Here is a 17885-nt window from a genome sequence, read left to right on the forward strand (position 1 = left end):
TTTGGTCATAAAAAAACACCTCCAATTGTTAGTTAGTGTCCAACAATTGGGGTGCAGTTCACAATCAGGCTCCGTCTTTTCAGCGTATAACGAATTACAAAAATTTTAATTTGAAAATTTTTGTAACTTTTTGTTTTTTTATGTCATCTTTATTATAAATTAAAGAAATGATTCTATTAAATGTTTGTTCTTTCTTCATCATATGCAACGCTTCTACTCCATAAAGTAAATAACAGCAGTTAATAAGGGTGTTTTATTTTGCATTAGGGGAGAAAGGGATATCGCCACATGTCCTTTACTAGTTTAAATAGGAGGAAGTTTTGAAGTGCAAACAAGAGCAGTGAAAATAGAGGAAATCTATCAAGAAGTATTAGACGGTAAAAGAAGTAGGTTCCCGGCGAATACATGGAAAGAAGATGACAATAGAGATCTATCTAGAAGAGTAACAAAATATTTAATTGAAACAATTTTAAAGTGGAATGAAGAGGATATTAAACAAAAATGGAATACGCCTTTAATTATAAAATATCGATTACTCGGTGCGCTCAAACATGGTTATGATAATAGTCCCTATAAAATGATTGAAGACTTATATCCCAATAGATTTAAAGAGTGGGAATTTGGTATGGCACCTTTAAATTTTTGGACTAAAGAAAAAGCTCTTGAAGTATTAAAATGGACTATTGAAGAAAAAGAACAGCTAAGTAAAGTACAACTACTAAAGATATACGGAAAAAAATGGATAAAAGAAAATAAACTCAGTGCGCCATTAGTTATGTATTGGAATGGTAGCCCTTATGCAATGATAAACGCTTTATATCCTAATAAATTTAAAGAATGGGAATTTAGTATGACTCCAAACAAGTTTTGGACCAAAGATAAAGCATTAGAGGCACTAAGATGGACTATTGAAGAGAAAGAAAAGTTAACTCCTGCTCAATTATTACAAGTTTACAGTGTAAAATGGCTAACTATTCATAAATTAATCTCTCCTTGTCAGATATTATGGAAGAACAGTCCGTACTCTATGCTCAATGAATTATATCCGGATCAAAATAAAGAATGGGAATTTAAATTTACACCTACCGGATTTTGGACCGAAAAAAAAGCATTAGAGGCGCTGAAATGGACTATTGAAGAAAAGGAAAAACTAACAGAGGAGCAATTACTATCTACTTACACACAAAGGTGGTTAATAAAACATAAATTATGGACGCCATTAAGAAGGTATTGGAATGGTAGTCCATACGAGATGTTAAATGCTTTATACCCAAATCACTATTCAAAAGATATGTTAAAAGGTTATAAAAATAAATAATGATTACTAATACATAGGAACGAGCAAAAAGACCATCGCTATCAACCTAACGAAATTGAATACCTCAAAAACAAAAAATTTGAATCTGTTAATAAGGATTAAAAAAGAAATATTAATAAATTTTAAAACGTTAGTTTGTGTCTTTTTTTGTAGCTATTAATATAAACTGAAATTGAATTTTTAGAAGAATATGAAATCAATCAAAAAGAAATGATGATTATATTAGAAGTCCCACGTATAGTCATAAACTATCAAGTTTAAGATGAGTTAACAAAAAATTTGCTTTAAACAATTCCTAACTTAATTATAGGAAAATAAAAAACTTAATTAGAGGAGCGAAATTATATGTCACCTTTACGCGATGAAGCATTAAAAATGCATAAAGAAAAACAGGGCAAGATCGGTGTTTATCCTAAAGTTAAAGTGCAAAATTCGACAGATTTAAGTCTTGCTTACTCACCAGGCGTTGCTGAACCATGCTTAGAGATTTATAAAGATGAAAGTAAAGTATATGATTATACAATGAAAGGGAATCTCGTTGGAATTATATCCGATGGAACTGCAGTACTAGGTCTTGGGAATATTGGGCCTAAAGCAGCTATGCCAGTAATGGAGGGAAAAGCTTTACTTTTCAAGTCGTTTGCTGAGATTGATGCTTTTCCTATTTGTTTAAACACTAATAATCCAGATAAGATTGTTGAGGCTGTTAAATTATTAGAACCAAATTTTGGGGGGATAAATTTAGAAGACATTGCAGCACCTCAATGCTTTGAAATTGAGGAGCGCTTACGAAGATCTAGTGATATTCCTATTTTTCATGATGATCAACACGGTACAGCTATTGTAACTATTGCTGGCCTAATTAATGCTCTTAAGTTAGCAAATAAAAAAATTGAAGATGTACAAATCGTTGTAAATGGCGCTGGTGCTGCTGGGATAGCTATTGTTAAGCTGTTACTTCATATGCATGTAAAAAATGTTATTTTATGTGACACAAAAGGGATAATATATGAAAACCGACCTGTTGGCATGAATACACTTAAAGAAGAAATAGCTCGTATTACCAACATAGAACAGAAGCGGGGAACATTAGCAGACGCCCTTATTGGTGCTGATGTATTTATTGGGGTATCAGCTGCAGATGTAGTTGATGAGGAAATGATTCGTTCTATGAATAATGATCCTATTATTTTTGCTATGGCTAACCCTACACCTGAAATTATGCCTAATAAAGCAAAAATAGCTGGAGCACTAGTAGTTGGTACAGGTCGTTCTGATTTTCCGAATCAAGTAAATAATGTACTAGCATTCCCTGGAGTTTTTCGTGGAGCTTTAGATGTACAAGCAAAAGAAATTAATGAAGAAATGAAGCTAGCAGCTGTTTATGCAATAGCTGAGTTAATTTCAGAAGAAGAGCTTCATGTAAACTATGTCATTCCAGATCCGTTTGATCCTAGAGTGGTGCCGCATGTAGCATATGCTGTTGCGCGTGCTGCAATGGAAACTGGTGTTTCAAGAAAAAATATCAGTATGGCTGAAATTAAAAACAACCTATTAAGATTAACAGAAGAGGCAAATGTATTGAAATAAGTATTTGTCTTGAGAAAAGAAAATGTCATGGAGCAAAGATTGCATGTATTTGAAACAGGCTATCCCGACTAAGATAGCCTGCTATATTTTTAAAATTTTTTAATTGTTAATGCAGTTATCTTGAAGTTTTGACACCAAGATGATTTTTCTAATACTTAATATTTTTTGTAAAATCATGTACTTTTTGATTAGATTTTGTAGTATTAATTATAAATTAAAGATACGTTTCTATTAGAATAGGTTTGAAAGCGTTTCGACTCCCCTTATAAAGAAATTGCCAATTTCTTTATAAGGGGAGTTTGCATGATGGTTTTTTATTAGCTTAGATTCTTTTACTTACAGGCTATTTATATAGATTAGTAGTGAGAAAGCGGATAAATCCATGTTCTTAAGAAATTTAACAAAAAAGCACTTAATGACTATTGATTATTATCAGAGTGGATTTTTGCAAACATGTAAAGGACGTGTTTATAACTTTGGTTTAAATCAACAAACCCTTATTTTAATAGATGAATAGCAAAAGGTCTTCTACTTAGTTCTTAGCGTATAAAACGTTAAAACATGTATGTTACTCTTTCTATTATCTATAAAATACATATATATCTAGTTATTTGTAAATAAAATGGAAACGAACAAAATCTTAAAAGGAGCGAACTTGAATGATGATTGTTCTTCAGGTAGTTTTAGCAATTTTTATTTTAGTAGGGGGATTCATAAAACTTTTCCGTATACCTTTTCAGATTGAACATTGGCAACACTATCAATATCCATTATGGTTCATGTCTATAATCGGTTTTGTTGAAATTGTTGGGGCAATAGGAATAATCGGTGGTATCTGGAATCAATACTTAGCACTGGGATCAAATATATTATTAGTAGTTCTCATGGTCGGAGCCATTCATGCTCATATTTTTCGGGCACATCAATCTATCTTAATGATTATTCCTGCAACACTCTGTTTAATATTATCTACGACGATAATTATTTGGAACTTAAATGTATTTTCTTAAACTTAATTATAAACTTCCACTTCAAATAATGGGAATTATATAAATAACAATTTTAATTGAATAAATATAATTTTAAAATAAATAATTATTAAAAAATATTATATAAGATTTATTTAAAATGGTGATTAGTTAAAGAGTATTAATGCCGAAAAAATTATCACCACTTTACTTCTCCTTTTAATGATTATGTGAATGGAAAGCCCCTTTATTTCTTAAAATGTACCCTTGTAAAGGACATGCAAAAGCCTAGGCAACTTTAAGAAGGTGATCTCTTGATTGCATAGGGATGACCTTTTTAAATTCCATTGGTATATGTAGTAAATCATATATTGTTTATTTTCTTTTTTTATTCATCTAGAGTCTTTAATAGAGACTTCATCTTTCAGAGGGCCTAAGAAAGATTCTTTGAGAGAGTTATCCCAACAGTTTCCTCTTCTTGACATAGATTATTGTAACCCTAGTTTCTTAACTGTTTTTTGGATATTAGGAGGCATATAGTGAACTTCTTGATCTGAGTGAATCAATACACCTTTTGCCCGATACTTACTTGTTCGTTACAAAAAGCTAACATCTCTCGCGAAATCTCATAAGGTATTTGAAGATAAAAGATTTTGAATCTCTCGAGCAAATAATTGTAATTCATCAGATACAAAAATAGACATACTAAAACGCCATCCTTTCCTATAATTCTACAGAAAGAATATCGTATTTTTTATTTTAGGGGGGAGTTTGTGTTATTGGCTTGATGGTGATGGGGTAAGATTAAATCAGTCTGTCCAAAATCAGAAAGAATTTATTCACCAATTGTTTGGGCTTACAGCATAAGATACGATTCCGTTAGGAATATATGCGTTTTATTCTCTTTCGTGTTATTTTTGTACCAGAACTCTAATGGGTGGGTTGAACAAGAAATAAGATACTAGTCTCGATATAGTTTACAATGTTTATTTCTACTGTACGGGATATCAACAAATTTTTTCAGAATAATAATTTCAAACCGATAAAATTTATGATAAAAGGAGCAAAAGCGAGTTATTATGAACAAACAAATAGGATTCATCGGATGCGGAAACATGGGTATCGCTATGATAGGTGGGATGATTAGCAAAAATATAGTTCCTTCGGATAAAATAATTTGTTCAGATTTAAATGTCATTAATTTAAAAAGTGCTAGTGAAAAATATGACATAGCTACAACTACTGACAACAATGAAGTAGCTAAAAGTGCTGATATTTTAATTTTATCAATCAAACCAGACCTATACTCATCAGTAATTAACCAAATAAAAGAGCAGATAAAACACGATGTAATAGTCGTAACTATTGCTGCAGGAAAAAGTATTAAGAGTACTGAGAATGCCTTTGGCAGAAAGTTAAAGGTTGTTAGAGTAATGCCTAATACACCTGCTCTTGTTGGAGAAGGAATGTCTGCGTTATGTTTTAATGAAATGGTTACAGAAAAAGATCTAGAAAATATACTAAATATATTTAATAGTTTTGGTCAAACGGAGATAGTAAATGAAAAATTAATGGATGTTGTAACATCTGTAAGTGGTTCTTCTCCAGCATATGTATATATGTTTATAGAAGCCATGGCAGATGCTGCTGTACTAGATGGTATGCCAAGAGCTCAAGCATATAAATTTGCAGCTCAAGCTGTATTAGGTTCTGCAAAAATGGTACTGGAAACAGGAATACATCCAGGCACACTTAAAGATATGGTTTGTTCTCCAGGTGGAACGACAATAGAAGCTGTAGTAACACTAGAGGAAAAAGGTTTAAGAACAGCTATCATTTCAGCTATGAAACGTTGTACTCAAAAATCTGTTGAATTATCCAGTTTAACTAATAAATAAGAAGCTTCGTTTAGGGGTAACGTCACATCCATTAATTTAAGCCATTTTTAAAGTTAAAAGCCTGTTGCTATTATCTTATAGGGGAGGAGGACCGTAACATGGCCTTCCGCTACTGTACTCTAAGCTGGAATAACCTAAATTAGTATATAATTTACATAAACAAATAAAGAGTGTATAAAAATTTGTAATCGGAGGATTTATTATGTCAAAAAAAGTTCCTTCTTCCTTTATCATAATTATAGGATTAATGCTATTTGCATTGTTTTTTGGAGCAGGAAATTTAATTTTTCCACCTATGCTTGGTCAAATGGCTGGAAAGAATGTATGGATAGCCAATGCAGGTTTCTTAGTTACCGGAGTTGGTTTACCATTGCTAGCAATAACAGCATTTGTTTTTTCAGGTAAAAATGATTTACAATCTTTAGCTAGTCGTGTACATCCGTTGTTTGGTATTGTATTTACGACTGTTCTCTATCTAGCAATTGGTCCTTTTTACGCTATCCCTAGATCTGGTAATGTATCGTTTGAAATTGGAATTAAACCTTTTTTATCAAATGATGCAAGTCCTGTTACATTAATCATATTTACAATCTTATTTTTCACAATTGCATGCTTGTTATCACTTAATCCTACAAAAATTATTGATGTAGTTGGAAAATTTTTGACTCCTATTAAATTGACATTTATCGGATTGCTCGTAGTTGTAGCTCTTGTTCATCCGATTGGAAGAATTCAAGCACCTTTTGAAGGGTATACATCACATGCATTTTTTAAAGGTTTTCAAGAAGGTTATTTAACTCTGGATGCTCTTGGAGCTTTTGTTTTCGGGATTATTATTGTGAATGCAATTAGAGAAAAAGGGGCTACCACTAAAAAACAGCTTATGATTGTTTGTGCAAAAGCAATGGCTATTGCTGCTACACTCCTAGCTCTTATCTATACTGCCCTTTCCTATATGGGGGCTTCTAGTGTTGAAAAACTAGGTCGTTTAGATAATGGGGCTGAAGTTTTAGCAAAAGTTTCGGACTATTATTTTGGTTCTTACGGTGCAATTTTATTAGGTTTAATGATTACAGTAGCATGTTTGACCACAAGCGTAGGACTTATCACTGCTTGTTCTTCTTTTTTTCATGAATTATTTCCAAAGATCTCTTACAAAAAATTTGCCATTATTTTGTCTGTTTTCAGTACACTAGTTGCAAATATAGGATTAACACAATTAATTACGATTTCAATCCCTGTATTAATGACTATGTATCCAATTGCTATTACCTTAATATTCTTAACATTTTTACACTCTGTATTTAATGGTAGATTTGAAGTATATCAAGGGAGTTTGATATTAACATTTATTATTAGTTCATTTGATGGCTTAAATGCTGCTGGAATAAAAATCGAAATAATTCATAAGTTTTCCGCCCATTTTCTCCCTTTGTATAGTGTAGGTTTAGGTTGGGTACTTCCAGCTATTATTGGCGGTGTATGTGGTTATATTTTTAGCGTATTACGGAAGAAAAATACCCTTAGTTCTGGTGAAATTCGATTAAATAAATAATTTATTTATTATGTATGAGATATCACTAAATTCCTATCAGGCTAATAAAACTAAGCATCTCTTTAGAATGAAAAAATCTGTTATTCTTTGTTTTGGGAGTCACTCAAAATATCTACAATCTATTTATAAATAAATTGCAGCTGATTTTTGTTGAACATTGGATGAAGGAGAAAAAATAGAATCTATTCCTATAAAGATTCTCAAAAAAGCACCGATATTTTTTCTGAATATTTTAAATCTACATGATGTAAAGTTTTGGGATAGCTAATATCTAAGTAAATTTATATATACCACAAGAATTAGAAAAACATACCTTATTTTTTAAAGGGGATACAGAGAATATGAGTAAGTTATTAAAAAAGAAATCTGTTACACAATTGTTAGAGCATAATCAAAGTAAGACCTTAACAAAAACATTAGGAGCATTTGATTTAATTATGTTAGGAATAGGCTCGATAATTGGAACGGGAGTTCTTGTGTTAACTGGATTAGTAGCAGCAAAAGATGCTGGTCCAGCAGTTATTTTTTCATTTGCACTTGCAGCGATTGTTTGTACATTTATAGGATTATGTTACGCAGAAATTGCTTCTACACTCCCAACGTCAGGTAGTGTATATACGTACTCCTATGCAACAATTGGTGAGTTTGTGGCTCATTTAGTAGGTTGGACGTTACTCTCAATATATATTGTGGCAACAGCGGCAGTCGCTGGTGGATGGACAGGATATTTCCACAATTTAATAAGTGGCTTTGGATTAGAGATACCCAAAGTTCTATTAACGATTCCATCGCAAGGTGGTATTGTGAATCTACCAGCGGTAATCATTACATTGATATTAACATGGATGTTATCGCGTGGTACGGAGGAAAGTAAACGTATCAATAATACAATGGTATTGATTAAAATTGGAATGGTTGTATTATTTATTTTGGTTGGTATATTCTATGTAAAGCCAGAGAACTGGGTACCGTTTGCACCATACGGTTTAAGTGGAGTTTTTGCTGGTGGGGCAGCCATATTATTCGCTTTTACGGGCTTTGATATATTAGCAACTTCAGCAGAAGAAGTAAAAGATCCGCACCGTAATCTTCCCATCGGTATTATTGTATCGTTAATCATATGTACACTTATTTACGTTATAGTATGCCTTGTTATGACAGGGATGGTTTCCTATAAAGAATTAAATGTACCTGAGGCAATGGCTTATGTAATGGAAGTGGTAGGACAAGGAAAAGTTGCTGGTGTAATTGCTGCAGGTGCTGTAATTGGCCTTATGGCTGTTATTTTCTCGAATATGTATGCAGCAACACGAGTATTCTTTGCAATGAGTCGTGATGGACTGTTACCAAAATCACTTGCGAAGGTTAATAAGAAGACTGGAGCACCCACCTTTACAATTGGATTGGCGGGAATAGGAAGCTCTGTGATAGCTGGATTTATTGATTTGAAAGAGTTGGTTAATTTGGTTAATATCGGTAGTTTAGTGACATTTGCGCTAGTTTGTGTATCAGTTATTATCCTCCGTAAATCACACCCAAGTTTAAAACGTGGATTTATGGTACCGTTTGTACCTGTATTACCAAGCATTTCAATTATATGTTGTGTGTTCTTAATGCTAAATTTACCGTTAAGAACATGGTTGTACTTTAGTATTTGGATTACTATTGGGGCAGTAATATATTTCATTTATTCGATAAAACACAGTACTTTAAATGAGGAAACGATTTCAAAAGCACATGATAAAATAGCGAGATAATAACCACAGGAAATGCTATTAATAATCATATCGATAGTTGAGTACTATAGAAGCTGACTTCTGTTGAATACAGAAGTCAGCTTCTTGTTGTTACATAACTTAATTCAGCTAGTTTACTTCCGAATGAAGTTGATTACATAGTAGAACATACAAATATCCCTTTTAAATCATTGATTAAACCAATTTATGAATATTACTACACAACCTATAAAAAAATAAATAAAAGTATTAAAGTGGCTCCTATACATGACGTTGTTGTAATGAGTGCATTGGTTACCCTGAATTCTTTCAATATATGAATGGCGAAATGGAAGTTGATTTAACGAATTATCCGAAAGAATTCTCCTTCCCCAAGCGTGTGCAGGGCGATAGCCCAACGGTAGGTAGGAGATGAATTTCGGTTTGGCGCAGCTAAAAAGCACTTAACTTTGCTTTTTATTTTTTTGTTCTGACTTTCTATTATTTTCATATTGTCTGCTTGTCAAAAAGAATACAACGGTAAATATGTACAATGGGGTGACACTATAGACAGTATTAATACAGATAAACTAGAGAGAAATAACATTTCATATAAAGTTGAGGATAATAAAGCATACATTCCCAAAAATGAAAAACGAGTTGAATTCTCATAAATAATTAACGGTAGGGAACTGAATTTTTTGTTTAGGAGGTACTTTAAAATATTAGCTTGATGGGCATGTGGTACTACCATATATATAGATTCATTAAGAGTAAAAAACTATGCTATAAATACATTCGATAATATGCATATAATTTGCAGGAAAAAGAATAATGACTGGCGAAATTTTACAACATATGGATTGAAATAAGGAGTCATGTTATATGAATTTAGAAAAAACAAAGCCAGTAAATGAAGAATTAGCGGAGTTAAAAGAACTTGTAAAAGAATTGCATGGTAGTGTGCATCAACTACAAAGTGAAGTTCAACAGCTTAGGCATGAAAGACCGGTTGTAGAAGTGAAAAAAGGTGTTCAACTATCACCGGCAATCGTTGGACAAATTGGCGGTATGATTTTAGGGGAACTGGCAATTATTGGGGTATTTTGGTGACAAAAAGTTTGCAGCATATTGCTGCAAACTTTTTTACAGAATTTGTGAGCGGGAAAGCCCACGCGCTTTAGCCGTGGGAGTGGTCAAATTAAATAACGTAAATATATATAAGCATGTGATAATAATAATGCAATGATTGTTAACGGAAAACCAATTTTTAAGAAATCAAGGTAAGAAAATCCATGTCCTTCGCGGTTAGCAATCCCAGCAACAACTACGTTTGCTGATGCCCCAATAAGCGTTCCGTTTCCTCCTAAACAAGCGCCAAGTGATAATGCCCACCATAGTACTTCAATTTGAGGAGAGTCAACAGAAAGTCCAAGTCCTGATGCTAAATCTTGAATAAGCGGAATCATCGTTGCGACAAATGGAATATTATCAATAGTAGCTGATGCCACGCCTGATACCCAAAGGATAAGTATGGCAGCAAAGCCAATATCGCCATTTGTTACATCAATCACTTCTTTTGCGAGGGATGAAATAAGGCCGATATCAATTAATCCGCCAACAAGAACAAAAAGACCAGCAAAGAAGAAAATCGTTACCCATTCTACATGAGCAAATACATCTTCTAATTCGTGTTGTTTCACACCAATCAACATGAGAAGTGTTGCGCCAGTCATCGCGATAACTGCGGCATCTACATGAATAATCGAATGAAGAACAAACCCGAGGATTGTCAAACCTAAAATGGAAAGCGATTTTAGGAGTAAGCTTCGGTCACGAATATAGTCCTTTTCATTTAAAGCCATAAGTTTTGTAATTTGTTCAGGTGTTGTTTTTAATTTTTTACGATACATCAAATAAATAATGCCTAATGTAACAATGGAAATAATAAGTACAATTGGTGCCAAATTGAGCAAAAAGGCATTAAAATCTAAGTGTTTATTAGCAGATCCAATCATGATGTTTGGAGGATCACCAATTAGCGTTGCGGTACCACCAATATTTGAAAATAATACTTCGGAAATCAAATAGGGAACAGGTTGTACCTTTAAAATTCGTGTAATCGATAGTGTAACAGGAACGATTAATAAAACGGTCGTTACATTATCTAAAAAGGCAGAACCGACTGCGGTTAGTAGGGATAGAAATAATAAAATTCGAATGGGTTTTCCGCCGGCTGTCTTTGCTGCTTTAATGGCTACATATTCAAATACACCAGATTGGCTCGTAATATGTACGAGAATCATCATCCCGATTAAAAGCGTAATGGTTTCCCACTGAATATGTGATGTGAAAGCAGTATGTAAGTCTACAATTCCAAAAATAATCATAATGGCAGCACCGAACAGTGCAATTACAGCACGGTTCAATTTCTCAGAAATAATAAATCCGTATATCACTAAAAATACAGCGATCGCAAAATAATATTGCAGGTTTGCTACTTCATGTGCTGAATGTTCCAACATGTCACCTTCTTTAAAATATGTATTAAATTGTCGAAATATATCCCTCTGCATAACCACTATTGTAGCAAATTCAAAACGAGAAAGAAAATAATTTGCAAAAGTGAAAAAGATTAATAAATTTCACATACTATTATAAAAATAAAAAACAAAATGCAAATTATTATGCAAAGCGAGCTTTGTCCTCTAATATAGAGATAGCAATTTACATTATTTTTGCGTAAAATGGTTTAAAGAGGTGAAATCCGATGGAAATAGTAAAAGATAGTGCTGTTATTCAACATGAAATCGAACGTTTTGTAAATAAAGATGTATATATTCATTTAGAAACGACAAATGGAGCATACGCTTCACATTTTAATGAAAAAATGATGACAGTGGGAGCATTCATTAGAAATGCAATTATTCGTTTTGAACGCGGGAAAATAACAGGAACTAATCCATACCGAGTAGGTCTTAAAATGGATCATGGCTGGGTATATGCAGAAGGTATTACGCATTGGGAAGTAGACGAGCAAGATCGTCTATTACTAGCGGGACATGACAATAAAGGTCGCTTAGCCGTAGCGCTTGAGTTAAGCTTAACGCCATTTAAATAAGAAGGAGGGGAAAGTATGGAAAGACACGTACTTGTTGTATTTCCGCATCCAGACGATGAATCGTTTGCAGCAGGAGGAACAATTAGTTTATTAAGAAAGCAAGGAGTACCTGTAACATATGCGTGCGGAACGCTTGGACAAATGGGACGTAACATGGGAAAGAATGTGTTTGCAAACCGTGAAACAATTCCAAATATCCGTGAAAAGGAATTAAAAGATGCATGTGAAGCGATGGGCATTGAGGATTTAAGAATGCTTGGTTTTCATGATAAAACATTAGAATTTGAAGATGTAGACTTTGTAGCAGATAAAATTGAAACGGTGATTCGCGATGTGCAGCCATCACGAATTATTACATTCTATCCAGAGCACGGTGTTCACCCAGACCATGATGCATTCGGTCGTGCTACAGTTCGTGCAGTATCACGTATGCCAAAAGAAACGCGTCCGGTTATTCATGCAGTTGCAATTACAAAAAATCGTGAAGAAGTATTAGGTGAACCAGATGTTGTTAACAACATTAGTGAAGCATTTGAACAAAAATTAGCAGCTTTACGTGCGCATCGTTCGCAAACAGAAGCGATGTTAGAAGAAACGGAAGTAAAACTGCAAAACAAAGATGCTGCAACATTAAAATGGTTACAAATTGAACAATTTTGGACTTATAAATGGGAGTAGGTTAGAAGAGCTTCTTCTAGTCTTCCTTACATACGAAAACGATGTCATATTGAGGCGTCGTTTTTTCTGTTAGATAGGCACTTCCTGCATGCAGGCCACATACACTACAGAAAATCTTGAAAAGAGGGGAGCCATATGTACTATTCATATGAAGACGTGTTCGGTTATTTTCGAGATGGTTATGAGGTAAGTGGTGAAGTGGTAGCGCTTGTTGATCCATATGTTGTACAAACATTGCAATCTATCGTTGGAAAAAGAATTGTAGTGGAAACAATTCGAGGAAGTGTAAATGGAACTTTGCGAAGTGTGAAGCCAGATCATGTTGTATTAGAAGAAAATGAAATACCGGTATTTGTGAGAATTCAGCAGATTGTGTGGTTTACACCTGAAAAATAGAGATGCTTTGTAGACGGATTGGATTATGAGAATGAAAAGAAGAGCCTACTACTTGATTAGTAGGTTTTTTATATACAAAAACTCATAATATATGTTAATCTTTGTAAATAGAAGCAATGAAAAATTAATGTTAATTCATACCCTCCTATAGGTATTAACATGAAGTAATCGAGGTGTTTCGTTTGTTGTTTAATGATCGTATTTCGATAATGGCCCCTCCAGTTCCGTAGCGAAGAAAAACTCTAAAGATCTGAGATTTTCTAAGTTATAGGAGGGTATTAGAAAATGAAAAAAGTCTCAGTACCATCGTTATGGTTAATGATTATTCTTGTGGCATTCCCACAAATTAGTGAAACAATTTACACACCATCTTTACCAGATATTTCGAAAGCGTTGCATGTCAGTAATAATGCTACGCAGCTAACGCTTAGCATTTACTTTGCAGGGTTTGCTTTAGGTGTATTTTGCTGGGGCTGGTTGTCTGATATAATTGGGCGTCGTCCAGCAATGATTTGGGGAATTGTAACTTATGGTGTTGGTAGTTTATTATGTTACTTGGCACATTCAATTGAAGTATTGCTACTTAGTCGTTTTGTACAAGCGTTTGGAGCAAGTACGGGTTCAGTTGTTACACAAACCATTCTTCGTGAAAGTGTAGATGGGCATAAACGACATGTCATGTTTGCGCAAATTTCAGCTGTCATTGCATTCACGCCAGCTATCGGTCCGTTAATTGGTGGCTGGATAGATCAAATATTTGGATTTAGAAGTGTTTTTCTTACTTTAGTTTTGATGAGTATTGGGCTATTGTTTTGTACTTGTATGAACTTGCCAGAAACTCGTACGAATGTAACCGCTAATAGAATAAATATTTTTTCTGTAATAAAACGAATGATTCGAGATCCAAAAGTCGTAGCATTTGGTGTGCTGATTGGAGGAACAAACGGTATATTATTTAGCTATTACGCTGAAGCACCGTTTATCTTTATCGAGTATTTTAATCTATCACCTGGTGTATTTGGTTTTTTAGGTATTGTAGTAGCTTTCGCTTCCATTATTGGAGCGCAAATTTCAAAGCGATTACTTTTAGTTTATAAACCAGAAAAGATTATTGATATAGGTCGCATCGTAATGACAGGAGGAACGATTATTTTATCAATCGTTGCTTTTGCTGGAACGATTGCAAATATGATATATATGATTCTTTTTCTTGTAGCTATATTTGTATTGCTATTAGGGATAGGGATTGCTTTGCCGAATTGTTTAAGCTTAGCGTTAGTAGATTTTCAAGATGTGATTGGAACAGCAGGTGCTTTATTTAGCCTAGGATATTATATAATTGTTACTGTTACAATTTGGGGAATGAGTCAGCTGCATACAGGTTTTTTACTTGTTATGCCTCTATATTTTCTTCTACTTGCAGTTGTCATGACAGTTCTAAGTCGGATGTTTATTTATAATAATAAGATTAAAAAATCTGCTTAAATATAAAACTACAAACATATAAGGTGAAAGGAGTCCTATAGATGAAATGGGACTCTTTTTTTTGCTTTGTGTGAAATTATGAATTCACATTGTTAGGAAAAGATTAGAGAAAGGGAAAGGAGTAGTTTTGAACATCCTTTCCCTTTAATGCTAGTATTTAGTATTCATGTAACAAACAAATAAATCGATTTTTTTTGATTTATTTGTTGAATTTATAATGAAACAGTGCATATAATATAAACATCAAAAAAAGTTGATAAAGGGAGTGGAGCGCGTGAAAGAAAACTTCGGACAGTTTGAAAAGAAGTTTAAAGCTCTTGCAGACAAAAAAAGATTAGAGATTATGTACGAGTTATGTCAACGCGGACAGACTTGTGTATGCGATTTAACTGAAGTATTTGGGATTTCGCAATCTAAACTTTCGTATCATTTAAAAATATTACTTGATGCAAATTTAATTGTAAAAGAAACAAAGGGAACATGGAGCTATTACGATTTAAATGATGAAGAAGTGAATAATTTGTTGTCGGAAGAACTTTGTTGTGTGTTCCGAAAAACTGGTAGAGGAAGTTGCTGCTAAGTTTTTTGTACTATATAAATCAAAAAAAATTGATTAATAAATTGAGGGAGGAATAGAATATGCAATATGTACATGTTGGGATTAATGTGACGAATCTGGAGAAATCGATTGAGTTTTACAGTAAAGTATTTGGAATGGAACCAGTGAAAGTAAAAGCCGATTATGCGAAATTTTTATTAGAAAGTCCAGGATTAAACTTTACTTTAAATGTAAGAGATGAAGTAAAAGGAAACCAAGTAAATCATTTTGGTTTTCAAGTAAACAAACAAGAAGAAATCATCTTGCATAAAGAGCGTTTAGAAAAAGAAGGGTTCTTTTCTCGTGAGGAAATAGATACGACTTGTTGCTATGCTGTGCAGGATAAGTTTTGGGTGACTGACCCTGATGGGAATGAATGGGAGTTCTTCTATACGAAGGCTGATAGTGAAATTCATAAAGTGGAAACGTCTAGTGTAATTCCTGATGACAAGAGTATAAATTCAACTTCATGTTGTTAAAACAAAAAGGAGAAAAAATGAAACGATTAGCGTTTTTAGATCGATATTTAACCCTTTGGATTTTTGTGGCGATGATAATGGGAATTGGAATCGGGTATGTATCACCCGGATTTGTGGATGGGCTGAATCATTTACAGGTAGGAACAACTTCTATTCCGCTTGCAATTGGGTTAATTCTAATGATGTATCCACCGCTTGCAAAAGTTCGTTATGAAGAGATAGGGCGCGTTTTTAAAGATGTAAAAGTACTCATCTTATCACTTGTACAAAACTGGATTATTGGTCCTGTCCTTATGTTTGCTTTAGCCATTATATTTTTACAAGATAAGCCAGAATATATGGTAGGGCTCATCATGATTGGCTTAGCACGTTGTATTGCAATGGTTATCGTTTGGAACGACTTAGCAAAAGGTGATACGGAGTATGCGGCAGGGTTAGTTGCTTTTAACTCTGTATTCCAAATGTTATTTTTCTCAGTGTACGCTTATGTGTTTGTAACAGTCATTCCAGAATGGCTAGGGATTGAAGGTGCTGTTATTGATATTACAATGGCAGAGGTTGCAAAGTCAGTCTTTATTTACTTAGGAGTTCCTTTTATCGCTGGCATGTTAACGCGTTTAATTTTTGTAAAAGTAAAAGGTCGAGAGTGGTATGAAAAAGTATTCATTTCAAAGATTAGTCCAATTACATTAGTCGCATTATTATTTACAATCATTGTGATGTTCTCATTAAAAGGCGATGTCATTGTTAGCGTACCACTAGATGTTATACGTATTGCAATTCCGTTACTGATTTATTTTATAGTAATGTTCTTTGTTTCTTTCTTTATGGGCAAGAAGATTGGGGCAAATTATGGGGTAACAACAACATTAGCGTTTACAGCTGGAAGTAATAACTTTGAATTAGCAATCGCTGTAGCTGTAGGGGTATTTGGAATTCAATCTGGAGCAGCATTTGCGGCAGTTATTGGACCTTTAGTTGAGGTGCCCGTTATGATAGCACTTGTAAATGTAGCACTATGGTTTCAGAAAAAATACTTTCAAAAACAATTGTAATAAAGGTGGAATTCACATGGAAAATAAAAAAACGATTTACTTTTTATGCACGGGTAACTCTTGTCGCAGCCAAATTGCAGAAGGATTTGGAAAGAAATATTTGGGAGACAAATGGAATGTATATTCTGCAGGGATTGAAGCGCATGGCGTGAATCCGAATGCTATTAAGGCAATGAAAGAAGTAGATGTCGATATCACTGAGCAAACATCTGATATGATTAATCGTGACATTTTAAATAAAGCAGATCTTGTTGTTACACTTTGCGGTCATGCAAACGATGTGTGTCCGACTACACCTTCGCATGTAAAACGTGTTCACTGGGGATTTGATGACCCAGCAGGGCAGGAATGGTTAGTATTCCAACGTGTTCGTGATGAGATTGATGAACGTATTAAGAAGTTTGCTGAAACAGGGGAATAATCTATATAGAAACGAGGCTGTCTTTAAAAAAATTTTTATAAACAGCCTCGTTCTATTTTTGGTGATGTTTTGTTGCACATTACATTTTGAACGATTTTTTTAATAGAATCATAAACCAAACTAGGGTAAGACCAATGAGAGAGTGAGAGAATCCGATTATGTAGGTTAATTCTTTAAAATTAGCACCATTTAGCTGAAGAAGCCCCCGAGTTGCCAGTGAAGAAAGGGTTAAAATTAATCCAATATTATGGACGATGAACCACATATTAAAACCCTTCACTTTATGGAATGAAAATGCTTTTGCTAATGCAAGGGCGATTAAGAAAAATAAAAAACCGAGTACGAGCGTATGAGTATGTAAAAGGTTCAGCAGTGTAGATCCTAGAATACCCTTTGATTTTGCGTATTCTCTAGCGAATACACCTGATAATAAACCGATGACTAAATATACGAACGATGCATAATATAATTTTTTCATTTTATACCTCCTGAAGTAAAATTCGTAATGTTGATTTTTGATTCGTAAATTCCTATTGTATTTTCAAATGTTATATAGCAAAAACTCCTAGTTGCCCAGGAGTCATGTTATATCAGATTAAAAATTATTT

The 17885-nt window shown here is 33.7% G+C and carries 17 protein-coding genes and 2 pseudogenes; 16 read left to right on the forward strand and 3 right to left on the reverse strand.

Annotated elements, in window-relative coordinates:
- Positions 1-325 precede the first annotated feature (325 nt).
- From LOK41_RS19620 to LOK41_RS19630, 3 genes are all read left to right on the forward strand, one after another.
- Positions 326-1318 carry a DUF4046 domain-containing protein gene (locus tag LOK41_RS19620; RefSeq protein ID WP_241817938.1) on the forward strand — a complete coding sequence of 331 codons (993 nt, stop codon included), beginning with the start codon at positions 326-328 and terminating at the stop codon, positions 1316-1318.
- 345 nt (positions 1319-1663) lie between these two features.
- The gene (locus LOK41_RS19625) at positions 1664-2908 is read left to right on the forward strand and encodes an NAD(P)-dependent malic enzyme (protein ID WP_207994185.1); all 1245 of its coding nucleotides are present in this window, start codon (positions 1664-1666) and stop codon (positions 2906-2908) included.
- Between the two features lie 659 nt (positions 2909-3567).
- A complete protein-coding gene (locus LOK41_RS19630; protein ID WP_207994184.1) occupies positions 3568-3918 on the forward strand; it encodes a DoxX family protein in 351 nt (116 codons plus the stop codon).
- A gap of 246 nt (positions 3919-4164) precedes the next feature.
- On the opposite strand, the pseudogene LOK41_RS19635 reads toward LOK41_RS19630, so the two are convergent.
- Positions 4165-4451 (reverse strand): annotated as a pseudogene (locus LOK41_RS19635) (IS3 family transposase); the annotation flags it as partial.
- A gap of 504 nt (positions 4452-4955) precedes the next feature.
- Here LOK41_RS19635 and proC point away from each other — a divergent pair.
- The 5 genes and pseudogenes from proC (at position 4956) to LOK41_RS19660 (ending at position 10157) form a co-directional block, all read left to right on the forward strand.
- Complete coding sequence (proC, locus tag LOK41_RS19640; RefSeq protein WP_241817939.1) at positions 4956-5774, forward strand: pyrroline-5-carboxylate reductase; 819 nt, start codon at positions 4956-4958, stop codon at positions 5772-5774.
- A gap of 202 nt (positions 5775-5976) precedes the next feature.
- Entirely contained in the window at positions 5977-7329 is a 1353-nt protein-coding gene (gene brnQ5, locus LOK41_RS19645) for a branched-chain amino acid transport system II carrier protein BrnQ5 (RefSeq protein ID WP_241817940.1), read from the forward strand.
- Positions 7330-7670: 341 nt separating this feature from the next.
- The gene (locus LOK41_RS19650; protein ID WP_241817941.1) at positions 7671-9086 is read left to right on the forward strand and encodes an amino acid permease; all 1416 of its coding nucleotides are present in this window, start codon (positions 7671-7673) and stop codon (positions 9084-9086) included.
- A 101-nt stretch (positions 9087-9187) separates the two neighbouring features.
- Positions 9188-9408 (forward strand): annotated as a pseudogene (locus LOK41_RS19655) (nucleoside hydrolase); the annotation flags it as partial.
- A gap of 521 nt (positions 9409-9929) precedes the next feature.
- Complete coding sequence (locus tag LOK41_RS19660; RefSeq protein WP_241817942.1) at positions 9930-10157, forward strand: hypothetical protein; 228 nt, start codon at positions 9930-9932, stop codon at positions 10155-10157.
- Between the two features lie 83 nt (positions 10158-10240).
- Here the strand turns inward: LOK41_RS19660 and LOK41_RS19665 are convergent, their stop codons facing one another.
- A complete protein-coding gene (locus LOK41_RS19665; protein WP_241817943.1) occupies positions 10241-11566 on the reverse strand; it encodes an ArsB/NhaD family transporter in 1326 nt (441 codons plus the stop codon).
- Between the two features lie 248 nt (positions 11567-11814).
- On the opposite strand from LOK41_RS19665, the gene LOK41_RS19670 reads away from it, so the two are divergent.
- The 8 genes from LOK41_RS19670 (at position 11815) to arsC (ending at position 17277) form a co-directional block, all read left to right on the forward strand.
- Positions 11815-12165 (forward strand): YojF family protein, encoded by a 351-nt coding sequence (locus LOK41_RS19670; RefSeq protein WP_000407035.1) that lies wholly within the window; start codon positions 11815-11817, stop codon positions 12163-12165.
- Positions 12166-12180: 15 nt separating this feature from the next.
- On the forward strand, positions 12181-12843 hold the full coding sequence (bshB2, locus tag LOK41_RS19675; RefSeq protein WP_003198867.1) for a bacillithiol biosynthesis deacetylase BshB2: 663 nt from the start codon (positions 12181-12183) through the stop codon (positions 12841-12843).
- 135 nt (positions 12844-12978) lie between these two features.
- On the forward strand, positions 12979-13239 hold the full coding sequence (locus LOK41_RS19680) for a YuzF family protein (protein ID WP_241817944.1): 261 nt from the start codon (positions 12979-12981) through the stop codon (positions 13237-13239).
- 285 nt (positions 13240-13524) lie between these two features.
- Entirely contained in the window at positions 13525-14724 is a 1200-nt protein-coding gene (locus LOK41_RS19685; RefSeq protein WP_241817945.1) for a multidrug effflux MFS transporter, read from the forward strand.
- 265 nt (positions 14725-14989) lie between these two features.
- Complete coding sequence (gene arsR / locus LOK41_RS19690; protein WP_481748828.1) at positions 14990-15304, forward strand: arsenical resistance operon transcriptional regulator ArsR; 315 nt, start codon at positions 14990-14992, stop codon at positions 15302-15304.
- A 59-nt stretch (positions 15305-15363) separates the two neighbouring features.
- A complete protein-coding gene (locus tag LOK41_RS19695; protein WP_241817946.1) occupies positions 15364-15801 on the forward strand; it encodes an ArsI/CadI family heavy metal resistance metalloenzyme in 438 nt (145 codons plus the stop codon).
- Between the two features lie 17 nt (positions 15802-15818).
- The gene (gene arsB, locus LOK41_RS19700; protein WP_241817947.1) at positions 15819-16856 is read left to right on the forward strand and encodes an ACR3 family arsenite efflux transporter; all 1038 of its coding nucleotides are present in this window, start codon (positions 15819-15821) and stop codon (positions 16854-16856) included.
- A gap of 16 nt (positions 16857-16872) precedes the next feature.
- Positions 16873-17277, forward strand: a complete 405-nt coding sequence (gene arsC, locus LOK41_RS19705) for an arsenate reductase (thioredoxin) (protein WP_241817948.1) — start codon at positions 16873-16875, stop codon at positions 17275-17277.
- 79 nt (positions 17278-17356) lie between these two features.
- Here the strand turns inward: arsC and LOK41_RS19710 are convergent, their stop codons facing one another.
- On the reverse strand, positions 17357-17755 hold the full coding sequence (locus LOK41_RS19710; protein WP_241817949.1) for a DUF2871 family protein: 399 nt from the start codon (positions 17753-17755) through the stop codon (positions 17357-17359).
- Positions 17756-17885: the final 130 nt, after the last annotated feature.

The organism is Bacillus sp. TL12 (assembly GCF_022625245.1).
Taxonomy (GTDB): domain Bacteria; phylum Bacillota; class Bacilli; order Bacillales; family Bacillaceae_G; genus Bacillus_A.